The organism is Coleofasciculus sp. (assembly GCF_046565525.1).
Classification (GTDB): Bacteria; Cyanobacteriota; Cyanobacteriia; order Cyanobacteriales; family Coleofasciculaceae; genus Coleofasciculus.
Genome location: NZ_JBKHUP010000080.1, coordinates 22,388 through 39,803, shown reverse-complemented (window position 1 = coordinate 39,803; position 17,416 = coordinate 22,388). Strand labels below are relative to the sequence as shown.

The 17,416-nt window shown below is 46.7% G+C and carries 13 protein-coding genes; 7 read left to right on the top strand and 6 right to left on the bottom strand.

The window, feature by feature from the left end:
- From ACLGGO_RS25100 to ACLGGO_RS25090, 3 genes are all read right to left on the bottom strand, one after another.
- Positions 1–2,345: beta strand repeat-containing protein (locus ACLGGO_RS25100; protein WP_446421321.1), on the bottom strand; the 2,345-nt coding region annotated here is incomplete at its 3' end.
- 33 nt (positions 2,346–2,378) lie between these two features.
- Positions 2,379–3,518, bottom strand: coding sequence for a TIGR03032 family protein (locus ACLGGO_RS25095; RefSeq protein ID WP_446421320.1), 1,140 nt, complete (start codon positions 3,516–3,518; stop codon positions 2,379–2,381).
- A gap of 255 nt (positions 3,519–3,773) precedes the next feature.
- Positions 3,774–4,616, bottom strand: coding sequence for a YaaW family protein (locus tag ACLGGO_RS25090; protein WP_446334722.1), 843 nt, complete (start codon positions 4,614–4,616; stop codon positions 3,774–3,776).
- 83 nt (positions 4,617–4,699) lie between these two features.
- Between ACLGGO_RS25090 and ACLGGO_RS25085 the strand changes: the two genes are divergently transcribed.
- Together ACLGGO_RS25085 and ACLGGO_RS25080 are read left to right on the top strand one after the other, a co-directional pair.
- Entirely contained in the window at positions 4,700–5,740 is a 1,041-nt protein-coding gene (locus ACLGGO_RS25085; RefSeq protein WP_446421319.1) for an NAD(P)/FAD-dependent oxidoreductase, read from the top strand.
- Between the two features lie 366 nt (positions 5,741–6,106).
- Entirely contained in the window at positions 6,107–6,955 is an 849-nt protein-coding gene (locus tag ACLGGO_RS25080; RefSeq protein WP_446334720.1) for a hypothetical protein, read from the top strand.
- A gap of 39 nt (positions 6,956–6,994) precedes the next feature.
- Here ACLGGO_RS25080 and ACLGGO_RS25075 read toward each other — a convergent pair whose 3' ends face one another.
- Positions 6,995–8,239 carry a CCA tRNA nucleotidyltransferase gene (locus ACLGGO_RS25075; protein ID WP_446421318.1) on the bottom strand — a complete coding sequence of 415 codons (1,245 nt, stop codon included), beginning with the start codon at positions 8,237–8,239 and terminating at the stop codon, positions 6,995–6,997.
- Positions 8,240–8,616: 377 nt separating this feature from the next.
- Here ACLGGO_RS25075 and ACLGGO_RS25070 point away from each other — a divergent pair, with 377 nt between their 5' ends.
- From ACLGGO_RS25070 to ACLGGO_RS25055, 4 genes are all read left to right on the top strand, one after another.
- Positions 8,617–9,813: an RNA-guided endonuclease InsQ/TnpB family protein gene (locus tag ACLGGO_RS25070; protein ID WP_446421317.1), complete on the top strand. Its 1,197-nt coding sequence runs from the start codon at positions 8,617–8,619 to the stop codon at positions 9,811–9,813.
- A 152-nt stretch (positions 9,814–9,965) separates the two neighbouring features.
- Complete coding sequence (locus ACLGGO_RS25065) at positions 9,966–10,214, top strand: Ycf34 family protein (protein ID WP_446421316.1); 249 nt, start codon at positions 9,966–9,968, stop codon at positions 10,212–10,214.
- 172 nt (positions 10,215–10,386) lie between these two features.
- Positions 10,387–11,031, top strand: a complete 645-nt coding sequence (locus ACLGGO_RS25060) for a DedA family protein (protein WP_446370007.1) — start codon at positions 10,387–10,389, stop codon at positions 11,029–11,031.
- A gap of 351 nt (positions 11,032–11,382) precedes the next feature.
- Positions 11,383–11,811, top strand: coding sequence for a pentapeptide repeat-containing protein (locus ACLGGO_RS25055; protein WP_446334715.1), 429 nt, complete (start codon positions 11,383–11,385; stop codon positions 11,809–11,811).
- A 250-nt stretch (positions 11,812–12,061) separates the two neighbouring features.
- Here ACLGGO_RS25055 and ACLGGO_RS25050 read toward each other — a convergent pair whose 3' ends face one another.
- Positions 12,062–13,315, bottom strand: a complete 1,254-nt coding sequence (locus ACLGGO_RS25050) for an RNA-guided endonuclease InsQ/TnpB family protein (protein WP_446334714.1) — start codon at positions 13,313–13,315, stop codon at positions 12,062–12,064.
- Between the two features lie 572 nt (positions 13,316–13,887).
- Here ACLGGO_RS25050 and ACLGGO_RS25045 point away from each other — a divergent pair.
- Positions 13,888–14,709, top strand: a complete 822-nt coding sequence (locus ACLGGO_RS25045) for a tetratricopeptide repeat protein (protein ID WP_446334713.1) — start codon at positions 13,888–13,890, stop codon at positions 14,707–14,709.
- A 222-nt stretch (positions 14,710–14,931) separates the two neighbouring features.
- Here the strand turns inward: ACLGGO_RS25045 and ACLGGO_RS25040 are convergent, their stop codons facing one another.
- Positions 14,932–17,334, bottom strand: coding sequence for a VIT domain-containing protein (locus tag ACLGGO_RS25040; RefSeq protein WP_446421315.1), 2,403 nt, complete (start codon positions 17,332–17,334; stop codon positions 14,932–14,934).
- Positions 17,335–17,416: the final 82 nt, after the last annotated feature.

Sequence of the window (17,416 nt, the reverse complement as noted above, 5' to 3'; positions counted from 1 at the left end):
CCCTCTTGTGCGCCGAATACAATGTATGTTTCCCCGGTAGGGTCAGCAAAAGGTGCGCCGATAATTAGGTCATCAATGCCATCACCATTGATATCCCCAGCTTCGCTGACTGAACGACCTGAGCGATCAAAGCTATCAATACCGTTGAGGATAAAACCGTTGCTACCATCGAGTTGAGACAGGTTAAGATTGGCATCGAAACCCTCAGAAGAGCCAAACACAATGTATGTTTCCCCTGCACTGTATTTGCCATTGGGGTCAGCATCAGGTGCGCCAATAATTAGGTCATCAATGCCATCACCATTGATATCTCCGGCTCCACTGACAGAATAACCTGAGCTGCTATCCATGCCGTTAAGGACGAAGCCATTGTTACCGTTGAGTTGAGACAGGTTGAAAGATAAATTAGGGGCAATGTTTAAAAACGTAAGGGTGGTCGTAGCAACTGTGGTACTGTTAATTCTGGCAAGTTTATCACTAACTGAAAACTCAATGATTCGGTCTGTGGGATTGGGTGTTGAAGCAGTATTGTTATAAGTAAGTGTTCGCAAAACTTGTTGGTAATTGGCAACGGTAGCTTCACCCGTGAGAATGAGCGTGCCACTGTTAGGGTCGTAGCTAGCAGTAATGTTAGTGCCACCTGTGTCAGCAGCCAGAACTTCCGTGCCAACGTCTTGGAGATTGGTGATCGTGACTTTTGCCCCCTCAAGTGTCGTAGAGTCAGGGTCATTTACAGTAAGGTTGGTAAGATCAACAATAGGAACAGCGACTCCGGGAACAGTAAAGAAGGCGGCAAAATCAATGCCTGCTGCACTGCCGTTGAGGTCAAGTTTTGGGGGTTGATTGGCATTGCCAAATACCACATAAGATTCCCCTGCACCATAGTTGCCGTTGGGGTCAGCTGATGGTGCGCCGATAATCAGGTCATCAATCCCATCACCATTGATATCCCCGGCTCCGCTGACCGAACGACCTGAGGAGTCACGCTCATTAATGCCGTTGAGGACGAAGCCGTTGCTACCGTTGAGTTGAGACAGGTTGAGAGTGGCATCGAAACCCCCGCTTTTGCCAAACACCACATAGGTTTCCCCTGCACCATAGTTGCCGTTGGGGTCAGCTGATGGTGCGCCGATAATCAGGTCATTAATCCCATCACCATTGATATCTCCAGCTCCACTGACCGAAACACCTGAGCCATCCGAGCGATCAATGCCTTTAAGGATAAAACCATTGCTACCATCCAGTTGAGAAAGGTTGAGAGTGGCATCGAAACCCCCGCTTTTGCCAAACACCACATAGGTTTCCCCTGCACCCGAGTTGCCGTTGGGATCAGCACGGTCTGCACCAATAATCAAGTCATCAATGCCATCACCATTGATATCTCCAGCTCCGCTGACTGAATAACCAGAGAAGTCATTTTCATCAATGCCGTTGAGGACGAAGCCGTTGCTACCATCCAATTGAGACAGATTGAAACTGGCATTGAAACCATCAGAGGAGCCAAACACCACATAGGATTCCCCTGCACCATAGATGCCGTTGGGGTCAGCATAGGGGGCACCGATAATCAGATCATCAATACCATCACCATTGATATCTCCAGCTCCACCGACCGAACCACCTGAGCTATCAAAGCTATCAGTACCGTTGAGGACAAAGCCGTTGCTACCATTGAGTTGAGAAAGGTTGAGAGTGGCATCAAAACCCCCACTCTTACCAAACACTATATAGGTTTCCCCCGCACGCAAGTTGCCGTTGGGGTCAGCATAGGGGGCACCGATAATCAGGTCATCAATCCCATCTCCATTGATATCTCCGGCTCCGCTGACCGAAGCACCCAAGGAGTCAAAGCTACCAATGCTGTTGATGACAAAGCCATTGCTACCATCCAATTGAGAAAGGTTGAGAGTGGCATCGAAATCCCCACCCTGACCAAAAAAAACCACGATGTATGTTTCTCCTGCGGAGTAAAAACTCCCTGTTCCGATAATCAGGTCATCAATCCCATCCCCATTGATATCCCCAGCTCCACTGACAGAAGCACCCAAGGAGTCATAACTATCAATGCCGTTTATTACAAAGCCGTCGCTACCATTGAGTTGAGAAAGGTTGAGAGTGGCATCAAAACCCCCACTCTTACCAAACACAATATAGGTTTCCCCCGCACGCAAGTTGCCGTTGGGGTCAGCATAACGAGCGCCGATAATCAGGTCATCAATCCCATCTCCATTGATATCTCCAGCATTGCTGACAGAAGCACCTGAGGAGTCACCCGCATCAATGCCGTTAAGGACAAAACCATTACTACCGTTAAGTTCAGAAAGGTTGAAAGACGCAGTAGCCATAGTAAATTCCTGTCTCAGGTTTCAGTTACTGTATTACTTTTCTTCAACAGAACCAACCCTGACAACACGCCGAATTTCATCCGTTTTAAACCCAATCGCCATCGGACGCCGCATTCCTGGCAACACCGCCACGTCATACAATTCCGTGACTATCCCCTCAATTCGCAACCAATGGACAATATCCCCACTGCGTAAATCAATCACCAATAACCCACAGCGAGGTTCAGCCTGCTTACTCTGTAACCGCTCATCCAACGCCAAACCCGAAAACGTCTTATTCTCCCTGGGTTTCGACAACCCGACAATCGCAAAATCCCCACTAAACGCCAACCCGCGCAAATAACCGGGACAAAACGCCACTGACTCAAACTCTCCCCTTTCCAAGTCAACATACCCAAACTCCCCCGTGCCAGAATTGAGCAACCAGAGTTTATCCCCATACAGTCGCGGCGAATGAGGCATCGACAACCCCGTCAAAATCACCTCATTCCTCCCCACATCAACCACACAACCGCCATCGCGCCGTTTATCCCGCCAGCCATCAGCAACATCCGACTGACTCACGGCTGTCACATACGCCGGTTGTCCTTCTCCCATCGCCAAGCCATTCAGGTGACACCTATCTTCAGCCGCCAGCTTAGAAATAAACGGCGGTTGCCATACTGGAATAAAACTGTGAGTTTCGCTCACTGTCGCCAAACAGCTAAATAGGGTGTTGACAAAGATGGGGGAATCCCCCCCAGCCCCCCTTTGTAAGGGGGGAGCAAGAGATCCCCCCCCTTTTGAAGGGGGGGTTAGGGGAGGATAAACCACCGCCACATCATGCACATCCAAATCCCCGGTAACATAACCCACTTGCGGCACATAAAGACAGTCATAACCGTTGTGAACTTGTCCTGCTTCTAGAACATTTTCAAATCGCCATAACTGATAAAGCGAACTCATATAAAGGGTGGAGCCATGGATACACAACCCCATACACCGCTCAAACGTGCGCTCAAATATTGACAATTGTCCCGTCGGTTGTAGTCCAATAAAAAACACCTTCCCAGCTTGATACGTGGTAAAAGCAAGGCTGAGATTTTGCTCGGCTAACCAAGCGGTGAATTGCCGGGAACCTGTTATTTCGAGGGACGGGGGATTCGTAGAGGATAATGGTGATTGATGCACCATGAGCGATGCCTCTATATGTAAACAACAATTTTTCTCTATAGAGACAATAGTATTAATTGACACAGAAAAATTAAGTCAAATCACATCTTCACTGAATCTTCATAAATAAAGATGGAATATGACTATTTATTTCTAAATATTATATTTATTAAACAAATGTAAGCTTTTATGAAATGGGAGGCAGAGCCTCCAGGGGAGCATTCCCAGGCAGAGCCTGGGAACGAGGCTAAGGCAGAGCCTGGGAACGAGGCTAAGCTAAACAGGTTCCCAACATTCGCTCCGCAGCAGGCGAATTTGTGCTAACGCTAAGATAGTTGGGATAATCCGACCGTAATTTGTCGCGATCGCACGCCAGCCTAAGTCGGCAAAAAAATAGCCCCACAATACCGGTCCGACGAAGGCAAATAAGGTGCGAGTTGCCCCATAACGCGCTGCATTCGCTGCCATTCCCCGCTTCGCCGTTTGCAGCACCAGATAATTCTGAAACTGAGTCGCCGCTGCTGCACCCCCCTGAACCGCTGCTTGTTTTGCTACTTGATACCGGGCAAAATGGATAGCAAACTGACGCGCCACCTGTTTGAGAATAATCGGCTTAACAACAGAAGACACGGCTAACGCCGAACCGCCCTTAATCAACAAATCCATCGGATTGTGCTGGATATGCGCCGGTAAGGGTTGGGATTGATTCGACTGAGCTAATGAGCGCTTTACCTGCACAGTAATCGATTTTTGTTCAGCGGGAGGTAATTTTTTCCAGGCGCGACTCATCAGGTTAAGAAATATTTCTTCCTCGATATCCGTGGTTGATAGTTTTTTTGAATAAGGGATCTTCAGGTAACGGCAAACCTGAATCAGCGCTTGTCGGTAGGTAAAGTCCTTCGTGCGTCCCTTAAGTACCGTCACCCCATCGGCGGCTAAAAAGCGAAACCGTTGCTCTAGAGCATCCAACCACGCCTGCCGATCTTGACTTTGAACCTCAATGGGTTCAGGAGTTTGAATATAGTCTAGAGGATTAAACTGACGACGGAACAAAATTTGTGTCAGTTGCTGTAATTCGTCTTCCGTTGCCAGTTCTAAGGCGCTTCTGAGTTCATCCAATGGTCTTCCCTCCAACCCCTATAAACCCTACTGCTCTCTATTCTACCTGTATACTTAACTTCAACCGGACAGGAGAATCTCTAGTGTTTGATATTGCGATTATCGGTGCAGGTATGGCAGGACTAATCTGCGCTCAACAATTGTACCAAGCTGGGTATCGAGTCGTTGTCTTAGAAAAGTCTCGTGGCGTTGGTGGGCGAGTGGCGACTCGACGCATTCAGGGAACTCCGGTTGATCACGGTGTACCGTTTCTCTTGGCTAAGGGCAAGTTATCACAGCAACTGATTCAGACATTGTGCGATCGCGGCATCCTTCACCTCTGGGGGGATAATCAAGATGAGTCTGAATACCCATCTCCTCGGTATATCGCCCCAAACGGAATCACCGCCGTTGCTAAATATTTGGCTCAGGGTTTAGATATCTGGTTCTCCTGTCGCGTCCATGCGATCGCGCCTACCCCTGAACAAACCTGGCATATTACCTACCATACACCTGACGAGACACACAACGAGTTGACCGCAGCTGCCGTCGTTATGGCGATTCCCGCCCCCCAAGCCTTAACGGTACTCGAACCCTTGGATCAGAGGGTGTTCTCCTCAAATTTAATAGAAAGTCTACAGGCAGTTAAATTTGACCCCTGTCTCAGTGTCATGGCGGGTTATGCGAACCCCCAACAACCCCCATTAAAGTCATACTCGATCAAATGTTCTCCAGATGATAATTTAGCCTGGATTGGCTTAGACAGCAGCAAACGTTCTGATGCAACTTCACCGATTTATGTGCTTCATAGTACAGCTAAGTTTGCTCAACATTATCTAGATGCTCCCGATTTACAAGAGGCGGGTCAACAGTTACTTGCTCATGCGGCTCAATTACTCGTTCCTTGGCTCAAGTCCCCGGATTGGTTCCAAGTGCATCGCTGGCGCTATGCCTTTCCCCGAACTCCCGCCCATCAAGATTGCCTTGTGACAACAGAACCTTTACCCCTCGTCTGTTGTGGCGATTGGTGTGGGAATAATTTAATTGAAAGTGCCATGAAGTCCGGATTCGCCGCAGCGCTTAATATTAATCAACAATTGCGGCAACTTTCCTTGCCCGATCACGTCATTACTCATCAGCCATAAATTGGCAAAAAACGACGGATTTTCAAGGAGAAAGAATATATAAATTTTTCTCTCCTGATAAATAAATTCATTAGGTATTTATCCTCTGATAAAATTCTTCATGAAAGCTTTATATACAATCGTCGAAATTTAGATTAAATTAAATAAAAGAAAGAGCAAACTCAGTTAAAGACAGACAACCTTCATCTATCAGGTGAATTTTAGACGGTTCCAATGAATAGCTCTTTAAATCAGGTGCGCTACAAGTTTATACTCCTTGTTGAAGCCGTCTATTCACAGACAGGGGTAATCTGCAAAACCGTTGAATACGGTTGATACTCCAGGAGTATCACAACAAACGCAGGTAATTTTTAGAGGGAACTACCAATGACGACCAGTGCGACTGCCCTAAAATTCATTCTCACACCCGTGGCAATTTCAGCAACCGTATTTGCCGCCTTGACCCTACCCCTCAATCTGTTCGGCTCCAAGCCCGTGACAATTCAAGTTCAAGAAGAACCGATTTTTTTTGGCGAATTGAAAGAATTTGCACCTCAATATCTAGGAGTGGCAGGTTTACTAAGCGCAGGCGTAGGACTAACGAGTGTGGCGATGATGGGGTGGCAAAAGTCTTCCCGGAAATCGGCTGAAGTTGAACAAAAACTGGCAAACTTAGCCCAAAATCTAGAAGACAAGCAAAAACTGCTAGACAAAATCAGAAGCTCACAATCCCAGTTGGATGCTTCTGGGCTACAAAACTGGTTGGATAAACAGACAACCCAATCGACCAGTACAACGCCCCTCCCAGACATTCAGACACTTCTGTCTCTCGAATCAGAAGCCCCAGAGACAGAAGTGTCTTTGCAAACCCGATTAGAGCAACAGGTATCGCCGACAGCAGATTCAGCATCAGTGGATGTGACTGAGGCGCAACCGCAAGTGGAACCGCAGGTGATTAATGAAGCATCGATTACCTCGGCTCAAGCCAACTCGATGCAAGCACTCGCCGCATCGTTAGCGTCAGCTCAAGCCGTCTTCGGTAATACCCCAGCCCAGAATGCACAACCGTCATTATCAACAACAACCTCAGAAGTCGAGAAAATTGACCATCAACTCGAACAAATGATGGCACAGATTATCTACATGCGACAGGCATTACAGTCAAATCAGCAGGCTGTTACGAGTAGCGTTGAGGAGGATAGCCAACGGCGTCACGGTTTAAAGTTAGTCAGTTAGCTAGCTTTCGGGGCAATTCATGAATTGCCCCGACTCGTTCTAAGTTATCAACTGGGTAGCAAATGCTAACGCCTCGTCACGAGTTGAAACCTTGCCTTCAATCCTGGCGATTTGAATCTGTGTGAGTAACTGTCCAATTTGAGGACTAGGCGGTAACTGCAACTGTTGCATCAAATCATGACCGGTTACTAACGGAGTCGGATGAGCTACTTGATCCTCAGGGGTTAGATAACGATTAATCAAGGGAGCTATTTGATCAACAGATAGTCCTGCGGCGACGGCTAGAACGGCTAAAGCTGGGAAAACTGACCCGACACTTTGAAAGAAAAAATACTGATGTCTTAAGGTCATTGGCAAGGTAACATGAGATAAAAGTTGGGGTAAGTATTGAATCATAATTAGCACCGCCCGAATTTCGGCGCGGCTATACTTTAACCGTAAAAGTTGGGCTTCGGCTGCTGCAACTGTAGAGGGTAACAGGTTTGTCAATTTGGCTAAACTCAGCCAAGATAAGGACTTGCCACTCACTGGGGTTCCCAGTTGGCTGCCTAATTTGTGCCACCTTTGAGCCAGAACACTCGCGGCGTTGTCAGTTGCCGCGATTTGGGCTAAATTCTCAGTATTCCCATGACTGAACCAGTGGTGAAGTAATTGATCCTGCCAAGCGGCGGTAAGCCAAGGTGTTCCTTGGGGAGATTGGAGTAGGTAGTTCAACTCTACCTGTACCCGTTCGGCTGCCATTTTTGCCAGTAAGGGAGAAAATTGGCGAATTGTGGATTGAGTCGTCGGTTCTATCGTAAAACCCAGTTGAGCAGCTTGGCGATAGGCTCGAAGTAATCGTAAGGGATCATCCTGGAGATTCGCTGGGGATACCATGCGGATAATCCCTGCACGGCAATCGGCTACACCCTGCAAGGGGTCAATGATTTGGCGGCTCTGCGGATTATACGCGATCGCATTAATGGTAAAATCACGTCGATACAGGTCAGTCTCTAGGCTTTCCCCTTCCTGTTGAGCGATATCAACGGTTGCGGTATCAAAAACGACTCTGGCAATCTGTCGCGCCTCATCTAGCACCACAAACCCAGCTTGATAATGACTTGCCAGCTCTCGTGCGATTGTCACCGCGTCAGTTGGAACAACAAAGTCCAAGTCCAAATAGTCAGCCTGTCGCCCCAGCAACGCATCTCGTACCGCCCCACCGACTAAACAGGCTTGAGGTGATAACCACTCTAAGCTGAAGGGAAAGGTTTCAGGAGACAGAACAGATAAGTCAGAGTTCATCTTAACACTCACCCGGTTAAAACGCGGGTGATTCTTGGGCTGATTTTGCCTCTGGTTACTCGCTTCACTAATGAATCGGTTCACCTTTGGTCTTACAGAGCATACTTGAGCCTTTTCAACTCACTCCTCAAGCTTAAATTCCCGTCTGTCCTACGGTATCCCATTGCCTTCACAGGTCTTACATGTACCAGTCCATCTTAATGTATAAAGCTGCCTCAAGCTCCACACCTTATACAAATTTCAGCTAAAACAGCAGGAACCCCGCGCTCTGGCGAAGCCGAGCGTCGGGAGGAATGCGAGTCCGGCGTAGGAACGGAGCCGGACAATAATCTATCGGACATACAGACAGCCTCTTTCTGATGAGATACAATAGGGCTATGAATCAAGTCCTGACTATCTCCTGTAAGCTCAAGGTATCTGAGTTGCAACCCGTGAAACTGGATGCAACGCTGGATGCGTTTGTGCAGGCGTTGAACTGGGTTAACCAGAACACGCCGGAGAAGATAGTCAATGCAGTGAAGCTGCAATCGCTGTGCTACTACGAAGTTCGCGCCCGATTTGGCTTGTCGAGCAATTTGGCGCAGCAGGTATGCAGGAGAGTAGCAGGTTCTCGCAAGGTTGCCAAACAAAAGAATCGTCCGGTCAAGGTCTTCAAGGCTGGCTTTGTTACCTATGACGCTCGAATCTTCTCGTTTCGGCAGAAGGACTGGACAGTTTCGCTCACCACCGTTGAGGGTCGTGAGCGTTTTGAATTGGCAATTGGCAACTATCAGCGAGGGATGTTGGCAGGGGCTAACCCAAAATCGGCAACCCTAGTAAAACGGCAAGACGGTTCCTACTACATCCAAATTTGCCTGGAGTCGGAACCGCCAGAGCCGCAAGATGGGGATGAGGTTTTGGGTGTGGACTTGGGACGCACAGATATTGCACACACATCGGAAGGTCAACACTGGGATGGGCAAGACATAACCAAAGTTCGTGACCACTTTGCCAACTTGAGAGCCAAGCTCCAGCACAAAGCCAGTAAGGGCACACGCAGTTCGAGACGGAGATGCCGTCAACTGCTGCAACGGTTGTCTGGTCGTGAGCGTCGTTTCCAGAGTTGGGTCAATCACAATGTTTCTAGACGCATCGTTGAAACCGCAAAAAGTATTGGAGCCAGTATTGCTCTGGAAGATTTGACGGGAATTCGGGAACGCACCAACCAGCAACCGCGAAACAAAACAGAACGCAGACGCAGTAATAGTTGGGCATTCCATCAACTGAGGCTGTTCATCGGGTACAAAGCCTTGGGTGCTGGCGTGAAAGTTGTCACCGTCAATCCTCGCTATACGTCCCAAACCTGTCACCAGTGCCTGCACATTCACCCTGACCCCGATAAGTCCTATCGCAGCGGCAAGCGGTTTAAGTGTGGTCATTGCGGCTGGCATGGTGACGCAGATTTCAACGGTGCGATGAACATTAAAGCAATCGGGGCGCTTGTAAACCGCCCTGAAGGCTCCTGGTTGTCTTGCGAGACAATTGGAGGGCTCTTGAAAGCCCGCACTGTAAGCGATAGCGTCAGCGTCGGGTAGTTTACTCCTCTTCTCTCGTCGGAGGGAAGCTGTAACGAATACTGGCGGACAAAGGACATCAGACATCAGACAAATCAAAAAATCAACCTAAATAGTGGTCAATCTATGGCTTGTCTGAGTTAGGCTAACAAAAAGGACTTGGAGTTTGGGCAATGTGTATTTGCGTTAACTGCCACTATGTAGACCGATGCACCACCTATAATGCGGTGGAAACCCAGCATGAGCAACCCCATCTGACGGAAATGCCAGATTTTGAGCCGATTGAACCAACCATCAATGTCAACATCCGTCCTCAAGAGGATTTTGTGGAGATGGAATGGGATGTAGTCGGCTGTAACAGCTTTAAGGAAGAAATGGGCAAATGGGCAAAACTGCGTCCGGGTGAGTTGGTGCCAACTTAAGCAGTTGTATCAAAACAACTTCGCTTTTGGGTAGGGTGCGTTATGCTTGGCTAACGCACCTACTAAGGCTACACCCGACACCCTGAGTGCGTAAGTCCTGTTCGAGTTGACATAATTTGCCAGATTACGTCAAAATGTGATAAAGGATAAATTTTTGTAAAGGGTTTACTGGATGTCTTTTGAGCTATTATCACTGGAGACAATCCAGGAACTGGCACATGAGTACGGCTATTGGGTGATTTTCTCGGGTATTGCCTTGGAAAATACTGGAGTTCCCCTCCCTGGCGAAACCATTACCCTGGTGGGTGGTTTCTTAGCGGGAAGTGGTGAACTCAATTATTGGTTTGTACTGGCAAGTGCCATTACTGGAGCCGTCCTGGGTGATAATTGTGGGTATTGGATTGGCAAAATAGGGGGTTGGTCATTCTTATTGCGATTAGGAGGTTTCTTTCGCATTCCAGAACCCCAGCTTGTAGAAGTCAAGCGGCAATTTAGTGAAAATGCCGCTAGAGCGGTGTTTTTTGGGCGGTTTGTGGCACTCCTACGCATTTTTGCCGGACCCATGGCAGGAATTGCAGAAATGCCCTACTCTCAATTTATCTTGTGTAACCTAGCGGGGGCTGCTGTGTGGGCATCCGTAATGGTTAGTTTATCCTTCTTTGTCGGACGGATTATTCCCCTAGAAACTTTGGTCTCTTGGATGGCGAAATTCGGCATCGCAGTACTGCTGTTGGTGATTGGTTGGATAGGAGTTTCAATTTGGTTGGAGTCACGTAAAATCAAAGATGTCTCGATTAGTGATCAGCCGTCTGAATGACCGCTAAGCTGGCGACTCTCCCCTGATTAATGTGATTATAAAAACTTATCAATTAGCCTGAAGTTTCAAGTCTTATCGTAAGGTTTGTAGGGACAAGAGTACTAAAAATTCCCCTGCACCTGTGTATCCTTGCACCAAGAGATACTCTGCTCCCCTATGCCTCTATATTTCCCCGAACCATCTGAGAAATTAACCCAAAATCTTTTATCTTCAGCCACCCAATTCACCCCAGATCCAAAATATTCAGCAATTTTACTGAGACCATTTACGACAGATGGCTGATGAAATATACACCTAAGGATGAATAACAATTAAAGACAAGCCGTGTATAACAAAACAACGAAAAAGCTTGTGAATATTAATCTAAGTGGCAAAGACCTAAGTGGTAAGGATCTAGTGGGGGCTAACCTTAGAGGTGCTATCCTAGAAGGAACTGACCTAAGTGGTGCTGACTTAAGTGAAGCAAACCTTCAGGGTGCTAATCTCAATGGTGCAGACCTAAGCTTAGCCAACCTCAGCTATGCGAAATTGACCCGCGCTCAGCTAAGTGGTGCTGACTTGCTAGCGGCTGATTTAATCGGTGCGGATCTCAGGGGTGCAGATTTGAGAAATGCAGATCTTAAAGGTGCTGATTTGACGGATGCTGACTTAAGAGCTACTGATTTGAGGGGGGTCAAATTGAGCCGAGTGAACCTCAGAGGTGCTGACTTGAGAGGGGCAAAGTTAAGTAAAGTCTACCTAATGGATGCTGATGTGAAAGGGATTAAGCTGGTAAGCTGATGGCTCTGTTGAACAATAAATTTTAGATTTTAGTTCATGCAAAAGGCTAAAATCTAAAATTGGTTGGTTAAGCTGTCATGCATTTAAATTGGGTATTAGTAGCGAGCAAGATGCTCGCACACCAAAGATGAGAGCAATTCTTGACATTCAGGTTTAAATGCCGAACAGTTTATTGCCTAGCTCACCCAGAACGCCATGTTTCATTCCGTTCGTTCATAGTGAGTGACATCCTCCGACGATGAATCAAAGATTACATCGTCGGCTTCCCAACCTCACAATTGGGCATTGCTCCCCTACGCCAGTTATCTAGGCACATAGCCCCCGACACCTCGACTTGAGAGCCAATTTCTTGCTTCTCCAGAGTCCCTGGATACGTTTCGATTCCACGATTACAAATTTCTTGAGCAGAAGCGATATCTCTATCTACTTCATAACGGCACTCAGGACAGTAATGAATTCGGTCTGAGAGTTCCTTCCTAACCTCAACTCGGCAATTTGGGCAAGTTTGAGAAGTTCCCCGATGGTCTACTTCTCCAACAAATACCCCTCGTTTGTTGCCGACAAACTTAAGAATAGAGCGAAATTGACCAAAACCTGCGTCAATTGTATGCTTGCCTAAAAAACCCTTTGCCATAATGCGGAAATCAATATCTTCAACAAAGATAGTATCCGCTATATCACAAAGTTTATGAGCAAGCTTAAATTGATAATCCTTCCGTTTAAAAGCGATGTGGTTATACTGTTTCTCTACCTTTATCCTGGCTTTCTCATAATTTTTAGAGCGCTTTTGTTTCTTTGCCAACCGACGTTGTAGCACTTTCAGCCGACGGTGTTCGGTTTTGAAGAATTTGCGCCCAGGCTCAACAAAGCCGTCACTGGTTGCCAGGTAACAGAGCAGTCCCACGTCAACCCCAATAGCATGACCATGAGGGAAGGTTTTTGGAATCTCAATGTCTGAGTACAAAGTGATCACAACAAACCATCCCATTGCCTTTTTAACAACCCGTACTTGTTTGACTATAAAGCCATCAGGAACAGGGCGATGCAAATTAATTTCCACCTTCCCTAACTTCGGGAGTTGGATATGCCAGCCTGTTATTGGGTTACTCTTGAATTGCGGGAATAGCAGCGACTTTTTATGTCCCACTTTCTTGAAGCGAGGGAAACCATACCCTCTTTGTCTAAAGAAGTCCCAAGCGTCATGCAGCCTTCTAATGTTGGTTTGCAAAACTTGAGAGGGAACTGATTTAAGTCGCGGGAATTCCTTTTTAGCTTTAGGCAGATTGTTTTGTTGCTGGTGGTAGCTGGGAAAAGGGTAATCCGCACTCATGATGTACTCAGACTCCAAGCTACACCTATCTATTGGACACTTTCTAGAAGCTATCCAATCCTTGAGTTCTCTCAAAGCGTAATTGTAGGACACCCGCAACGTTTCCAACCACTCATCGAGGAGTTGGGTTTGTTGTTGATCGGGCTTAATTCGGTAGGTGTAGTTGAGAAGCATAATTAGATTCTACCACATCTATTTTAAGTGGTAAATGTCAATTTCTGGGGTATCGAACCCCCTCGATTGACTTGAGGAGTGAAGGCATCCCAACGCCACATTTCTCTCCATCTCTTATTACCCTGTCCTCGCCCAGATTCTACCCGATGGTTATTTGGCGTCAAAATTATGGCAAGTGGGAAAATATACGGATTAAGAACGGCGAACTCACCAGTACAGCAATCTCTAACACAGCGATTGTCCACCAGCGGATTTCTTGATAACTCATTCGCATTTTCTCAATTCGATTTACCCAATTCCCCTTAGGGATATAGTCTTCAGATGATCAGGGTTTGTTGAGAAAGACTATCAGTTTATTGGGGTATGTTCCTTTTTACAGAGGCGGCGAACTGTTTCAGTAGCGTGTTTGTGAAGAGTGCGTGAGAAATCAATAAAGATATTGACAACCACACCCGACACCCCACACCCCACCTACTATTCAAATAGTTTAAGAGCTCTTTCCGGTACTCTGGGTACAAGGAAGCAGATTGCTTGTACAGTGATCTAATAGCCCCTGTGATTTGAACATTCTCATGAAACGTTGGATTGTCAGTTTATTCGGTACAGTGCTAGTGCTGGTATGCTCTGGATTGTGGATAACGCCATCGGTGATGGCACAAGCCCAAATCCCTGATTTAACCCAGGCTCAGATTGAGCGGCTCAACGAATTACGGCAAAAAGCGTTTACGGCGACAGAACTCGGTGAGTTCACCATGGCTGAAGAGTATTGGACGCAACTGATTGAACTGTTACCCGATAACCCTGTAGGCTGGAGTAATCGGGGAAATACCAGAGTCAGTCAGAATAAATTAGACGAAGCGATCGCAGATTTTAATCAATCGATTCAGTTAGCGCCCGACGCCGCCGATCCTTATTTGAACCGGGGTACAGCTTATGAAGGACAAGGAGAATGGAATCATGCGATCGCAGATTATCAGCGAGTATTGCAGATTAACCCAGATGACGCGATGGCGTACAACAACCTAGGAAACGCTAACGCGGGAAAGGGAGAATGGGAAGCCGCGATCGCGTATTACCAGAAAGCCATTGATTTATCCCCTAATTTTGCCTTCGCCCGGGCTAACCACGCCCTCGCCCTCTATCAAATTGGTGAGGAAAAAGAAGCTATCCTAGAATTCCGCAAGCTGATCCGCAAATATCCCCAATTTCCCGATGTCCGGGCTGCACTCACCGCCGCCTTATGGGTTAGTGGGAATCCGGGGGAAGCCGAGAGTAATTGGGTTGCTGCTATTGGGTTAGATCAGCGCTATAAAGACATCGATTGGGTGAAAAATATCCGCCGTTGGCCCCCCGCTATGGTGATGGCGTTGGATAAATTCTTAAAGTTGGAATAATACTCAACCGGATTTGATATGAGTCGGTATATATGTCTGATCTTGTTTAGATTGTATCATCCGAAAAAATTTGTGCGACTTCCGAAGCAAGATTATTCAGCTAAAACTTAATAGGTGCAATATCTTAGTTTTAGTCCATTTTAATGGACTTGAGCTATAAGCCAAGAACTTGAGTTCTTGGCGGATGCTGAGGCTGACGGAAAATGAAAATTCAGCTAAATCTTACGACTGAATCCGTAGCCTTAACACCACAGTGCTATTAACCGCTTTAGAAGGACGCCACTTGATCAAATTTCGCTTAATTAACTCAATTACTTTTACCATTTTCAATGTTGAAGCCTCCTCATCTAACATAATCCGCCCGACGCGCCCTTTGCTTAGAGTAAACTCGAAAACGATTTCACCACTCAAATTAGACGGTAAATTCACTCGTTGCAAATATTGGGTCAGAGATAGGGTTTCAGTTTGATCCAATCCGGTGACACTAACCACTTCCAACTGAGTATTTTTCGCCGATGGAGACGAAGGCTTTTGACCTAAGTTTTTCGGAACTTCATTAATACCTTTGCTTACAGTTCCTTGGGATGGAGATGTCGGTAAAATTTGGTTTGGATTTCCTTGTTCTGGCATCGAAGAAAAATAACTTTCAATCAACTGAAAACCATCTTCATCTGTGAAGGCATCCGAAATAGAGGCACTTTCAAGCACCCTATTTGGCTTCCTGGCTGAATAGGCTCGTCGTTGTGATTGAATTGACAGTGCACGACGAGATCCTGTTCCACCGAAAACACCTCGATAACTAACATCCTCTGCCATTTCCACTGGAACATTCATGGAAACAGATTGGCTTCCCGGTTCTACCCGCACATCATCACTAACGGCAACAAACGCCGTATATTGGCACAATAATTGATAGGTTAACGCCGTATCCGTTACTGCCTCAACCCCAGATTTGGTTTCATAAGTAACCATTTGATTCATCAAGTTTTTAATCCGTGCCCGCCCCCACAATTGAGCAGTTGCTTGATTTCCGGTTTCGCTAAAATTGAGGTGAAATGTCTTTTGATAGCGTTCACCGTCTGCGGCAATACCATTGATCTGTAAATCACCCGCCATGCGATCGCGCTTTCGTCCAAATAGCACCAAAGGCTGTTGGGCAAATAAATCGGGGGCGACTGTAGGGTAAATCTCTGGGGATTCTCCTGTCCCTTCCCAGTTTATTTCAATTGTCGTTAAGACGGGATTATTAATTGATCGGAAAAACTTTTCCACTACTTTTTCCGTCGGTTCATCGTGACGAATAATCCGGCAAATTCCGCGTCCAATTTCAGCAATGCGATTGAGTAAAAAGCGGTTAACTGAACTCCCCGCCCCGAAACTATATAAACGATTTCCGGGTTTAAGTTCCTGCTGCACTTCGGCTAAAATTTGAGTTTCATTGCCAATATAACCATCGCTGAGCAAAACCACACTTCGCAACCGCCCCTCTGGTGCTGGAACATTAATCGCCGCCCGAATCCCACTGAGCATTTCGGTTGCGCCACTGGCATGTAATTGATTAATATAATTAATTGCCAATGTTTGATTTTCGGGTGTATTGGCGAGGGGGGTTTGGGATAAATGGCGGACGGTATGGGAAAAGTCAAGAATCGTGAATGTATCGTTAGGATTTAACCCATTAATAAAGCGTCGCATGAGTTCTTGACATTTGTGCAAGGGTGCGCCTTGTTGGGAACCGGATGTGTCCATGAGAAACACCATATCCTTGGGGACAATTTCATCAGGGCGATAGTCTAAGGCGGGGATAAAATAAAGGGCAAAATGTCCGCCACGTTGATCAGATTGGGTTAAGACGGTAGCTTGGGTATTGTCTCCGGCGACTTGATATCTCAAGATTAAGTCTTTATTGGGAATGGTATCATCACCGCGCAGTTGTACCCGGATAATTTCTTCCTGAGTTTCTATCTGCAACTGATGAGAGGGTGAATGGACATTTTGAATCGGTACACCTGCATCAATTTCCACCGTAACGCCGATATCATCTGCAGAACGCATTCCTTCTGGTACGATTGGCGGCGTAATCCGCGATGCATCAGGGACTTCATCGGTATCGCCACTATCATCAATAGCTGTACCCGGAATATATCGGGGTCCCACTACCATGGGGAAGACGAATTCATAGTCCCCTTGTTCAAAGTTCAAGCTATTGGTGTAGCGAATCGTGACATCAATTTGTTCACCGGGTTTGATATTGGCGAGGGATTGGGTAAAGATATTATCGCGTTCTTGTTCGAGTAATCCGGCTGTGCGCCCTTCTTGTTTGGCTTGTTCGTAAATCTGTTGGGCTTCTTCGCGTTTTTTAATGGTTCCTTTAATCGTGCGATCGCCGATTTTAATTTCCATGTCATCCACGGCGGCTTCATCGGGTAAAGGGAAGACATAAACGGCTTCTAACGGTTGGGTAAAGGGGTTCTCAAATCGCTGAGTAACTTCAACTCGTGACAGGTTCCCAGCAATTTTAGCATCAACCTCGGTATGCTTGAGCGGAAAAACTAGGGAATTCCCGTCGGGAGATTGACAGTATAAGCCGTTATATTTCGGCGTGGGAGATTGAACGGGTGTCATTGGTTATTTATCCTTTTTTATCGGAGTTTTTTGATTGAGAGGAATGTGGTTAAACTTAGCTGGGTTGTAATAGGGTTATGGT

Coding starts and splice junctions, on each gene's coding strand:
- ACLGGO_RS25095 (WP_446421320.1), bottom strand. CDS start 3,518: ATGGTGCATCAATCACCATTATCCTCTACGAATCCCCCGTCCCTCGAA.
- ACLGGO_RS25080 (WP_446334720.1), top strand. CDS start 6,107: ATGACGACCAGTGCGACTGCCCTAAAATTCATTCTCACACCCGTGGCA.
- ACLGGO_RS25075 (WP_446421318.1), bottom strand. CDS start 8,239: ATGAACTCTGACTTATCTGTTCTGTCTCCTGAAACCTTTCCCTTCAGC.
- ACLGGO_RS25070 (WP_446421317.1), top strand. CDS start 8,617: ATGAATCAAGTCCTGACTATCTCCTGTAAGCTCAAGGTATCTGAGTTG.
- ACLGGO_RS25065 (WP_446421316.1), top strand. CDS start 9,966: ATGTGTATTTGCGTTAACTGCCACTATGTAGACCGATGCACCACCTAT.
- ACLGGO_RS25060 (WP_446370007.1), top strand. CDS start 10,387: ATGTCTTTTGAGCTATTATCACTGGAGACAATCCAGGAACTGGCACAT.
- ACLGGO_RS25050 (WP_446334714.1), bottom strand. CDS start 13,315: ATGCTTCTCAACTACACCTACCGAATTAAGCCCGATCAACAACAAACC.
- ACLGGO_RS25045 (WP_446334713.1), top strand. CDS start 13,888: ATGAAACGTTGGATTGTCAGTTTATTCGGTACAGTGCTAGTGCTGGTA.
- ACLGGO_RS25040 (WP_446421315.1), bottom strand. CDS start 17,334: ATGACACCCGTTCAATCTCCCACGCCGAAATATAACGGCTTATACTGT.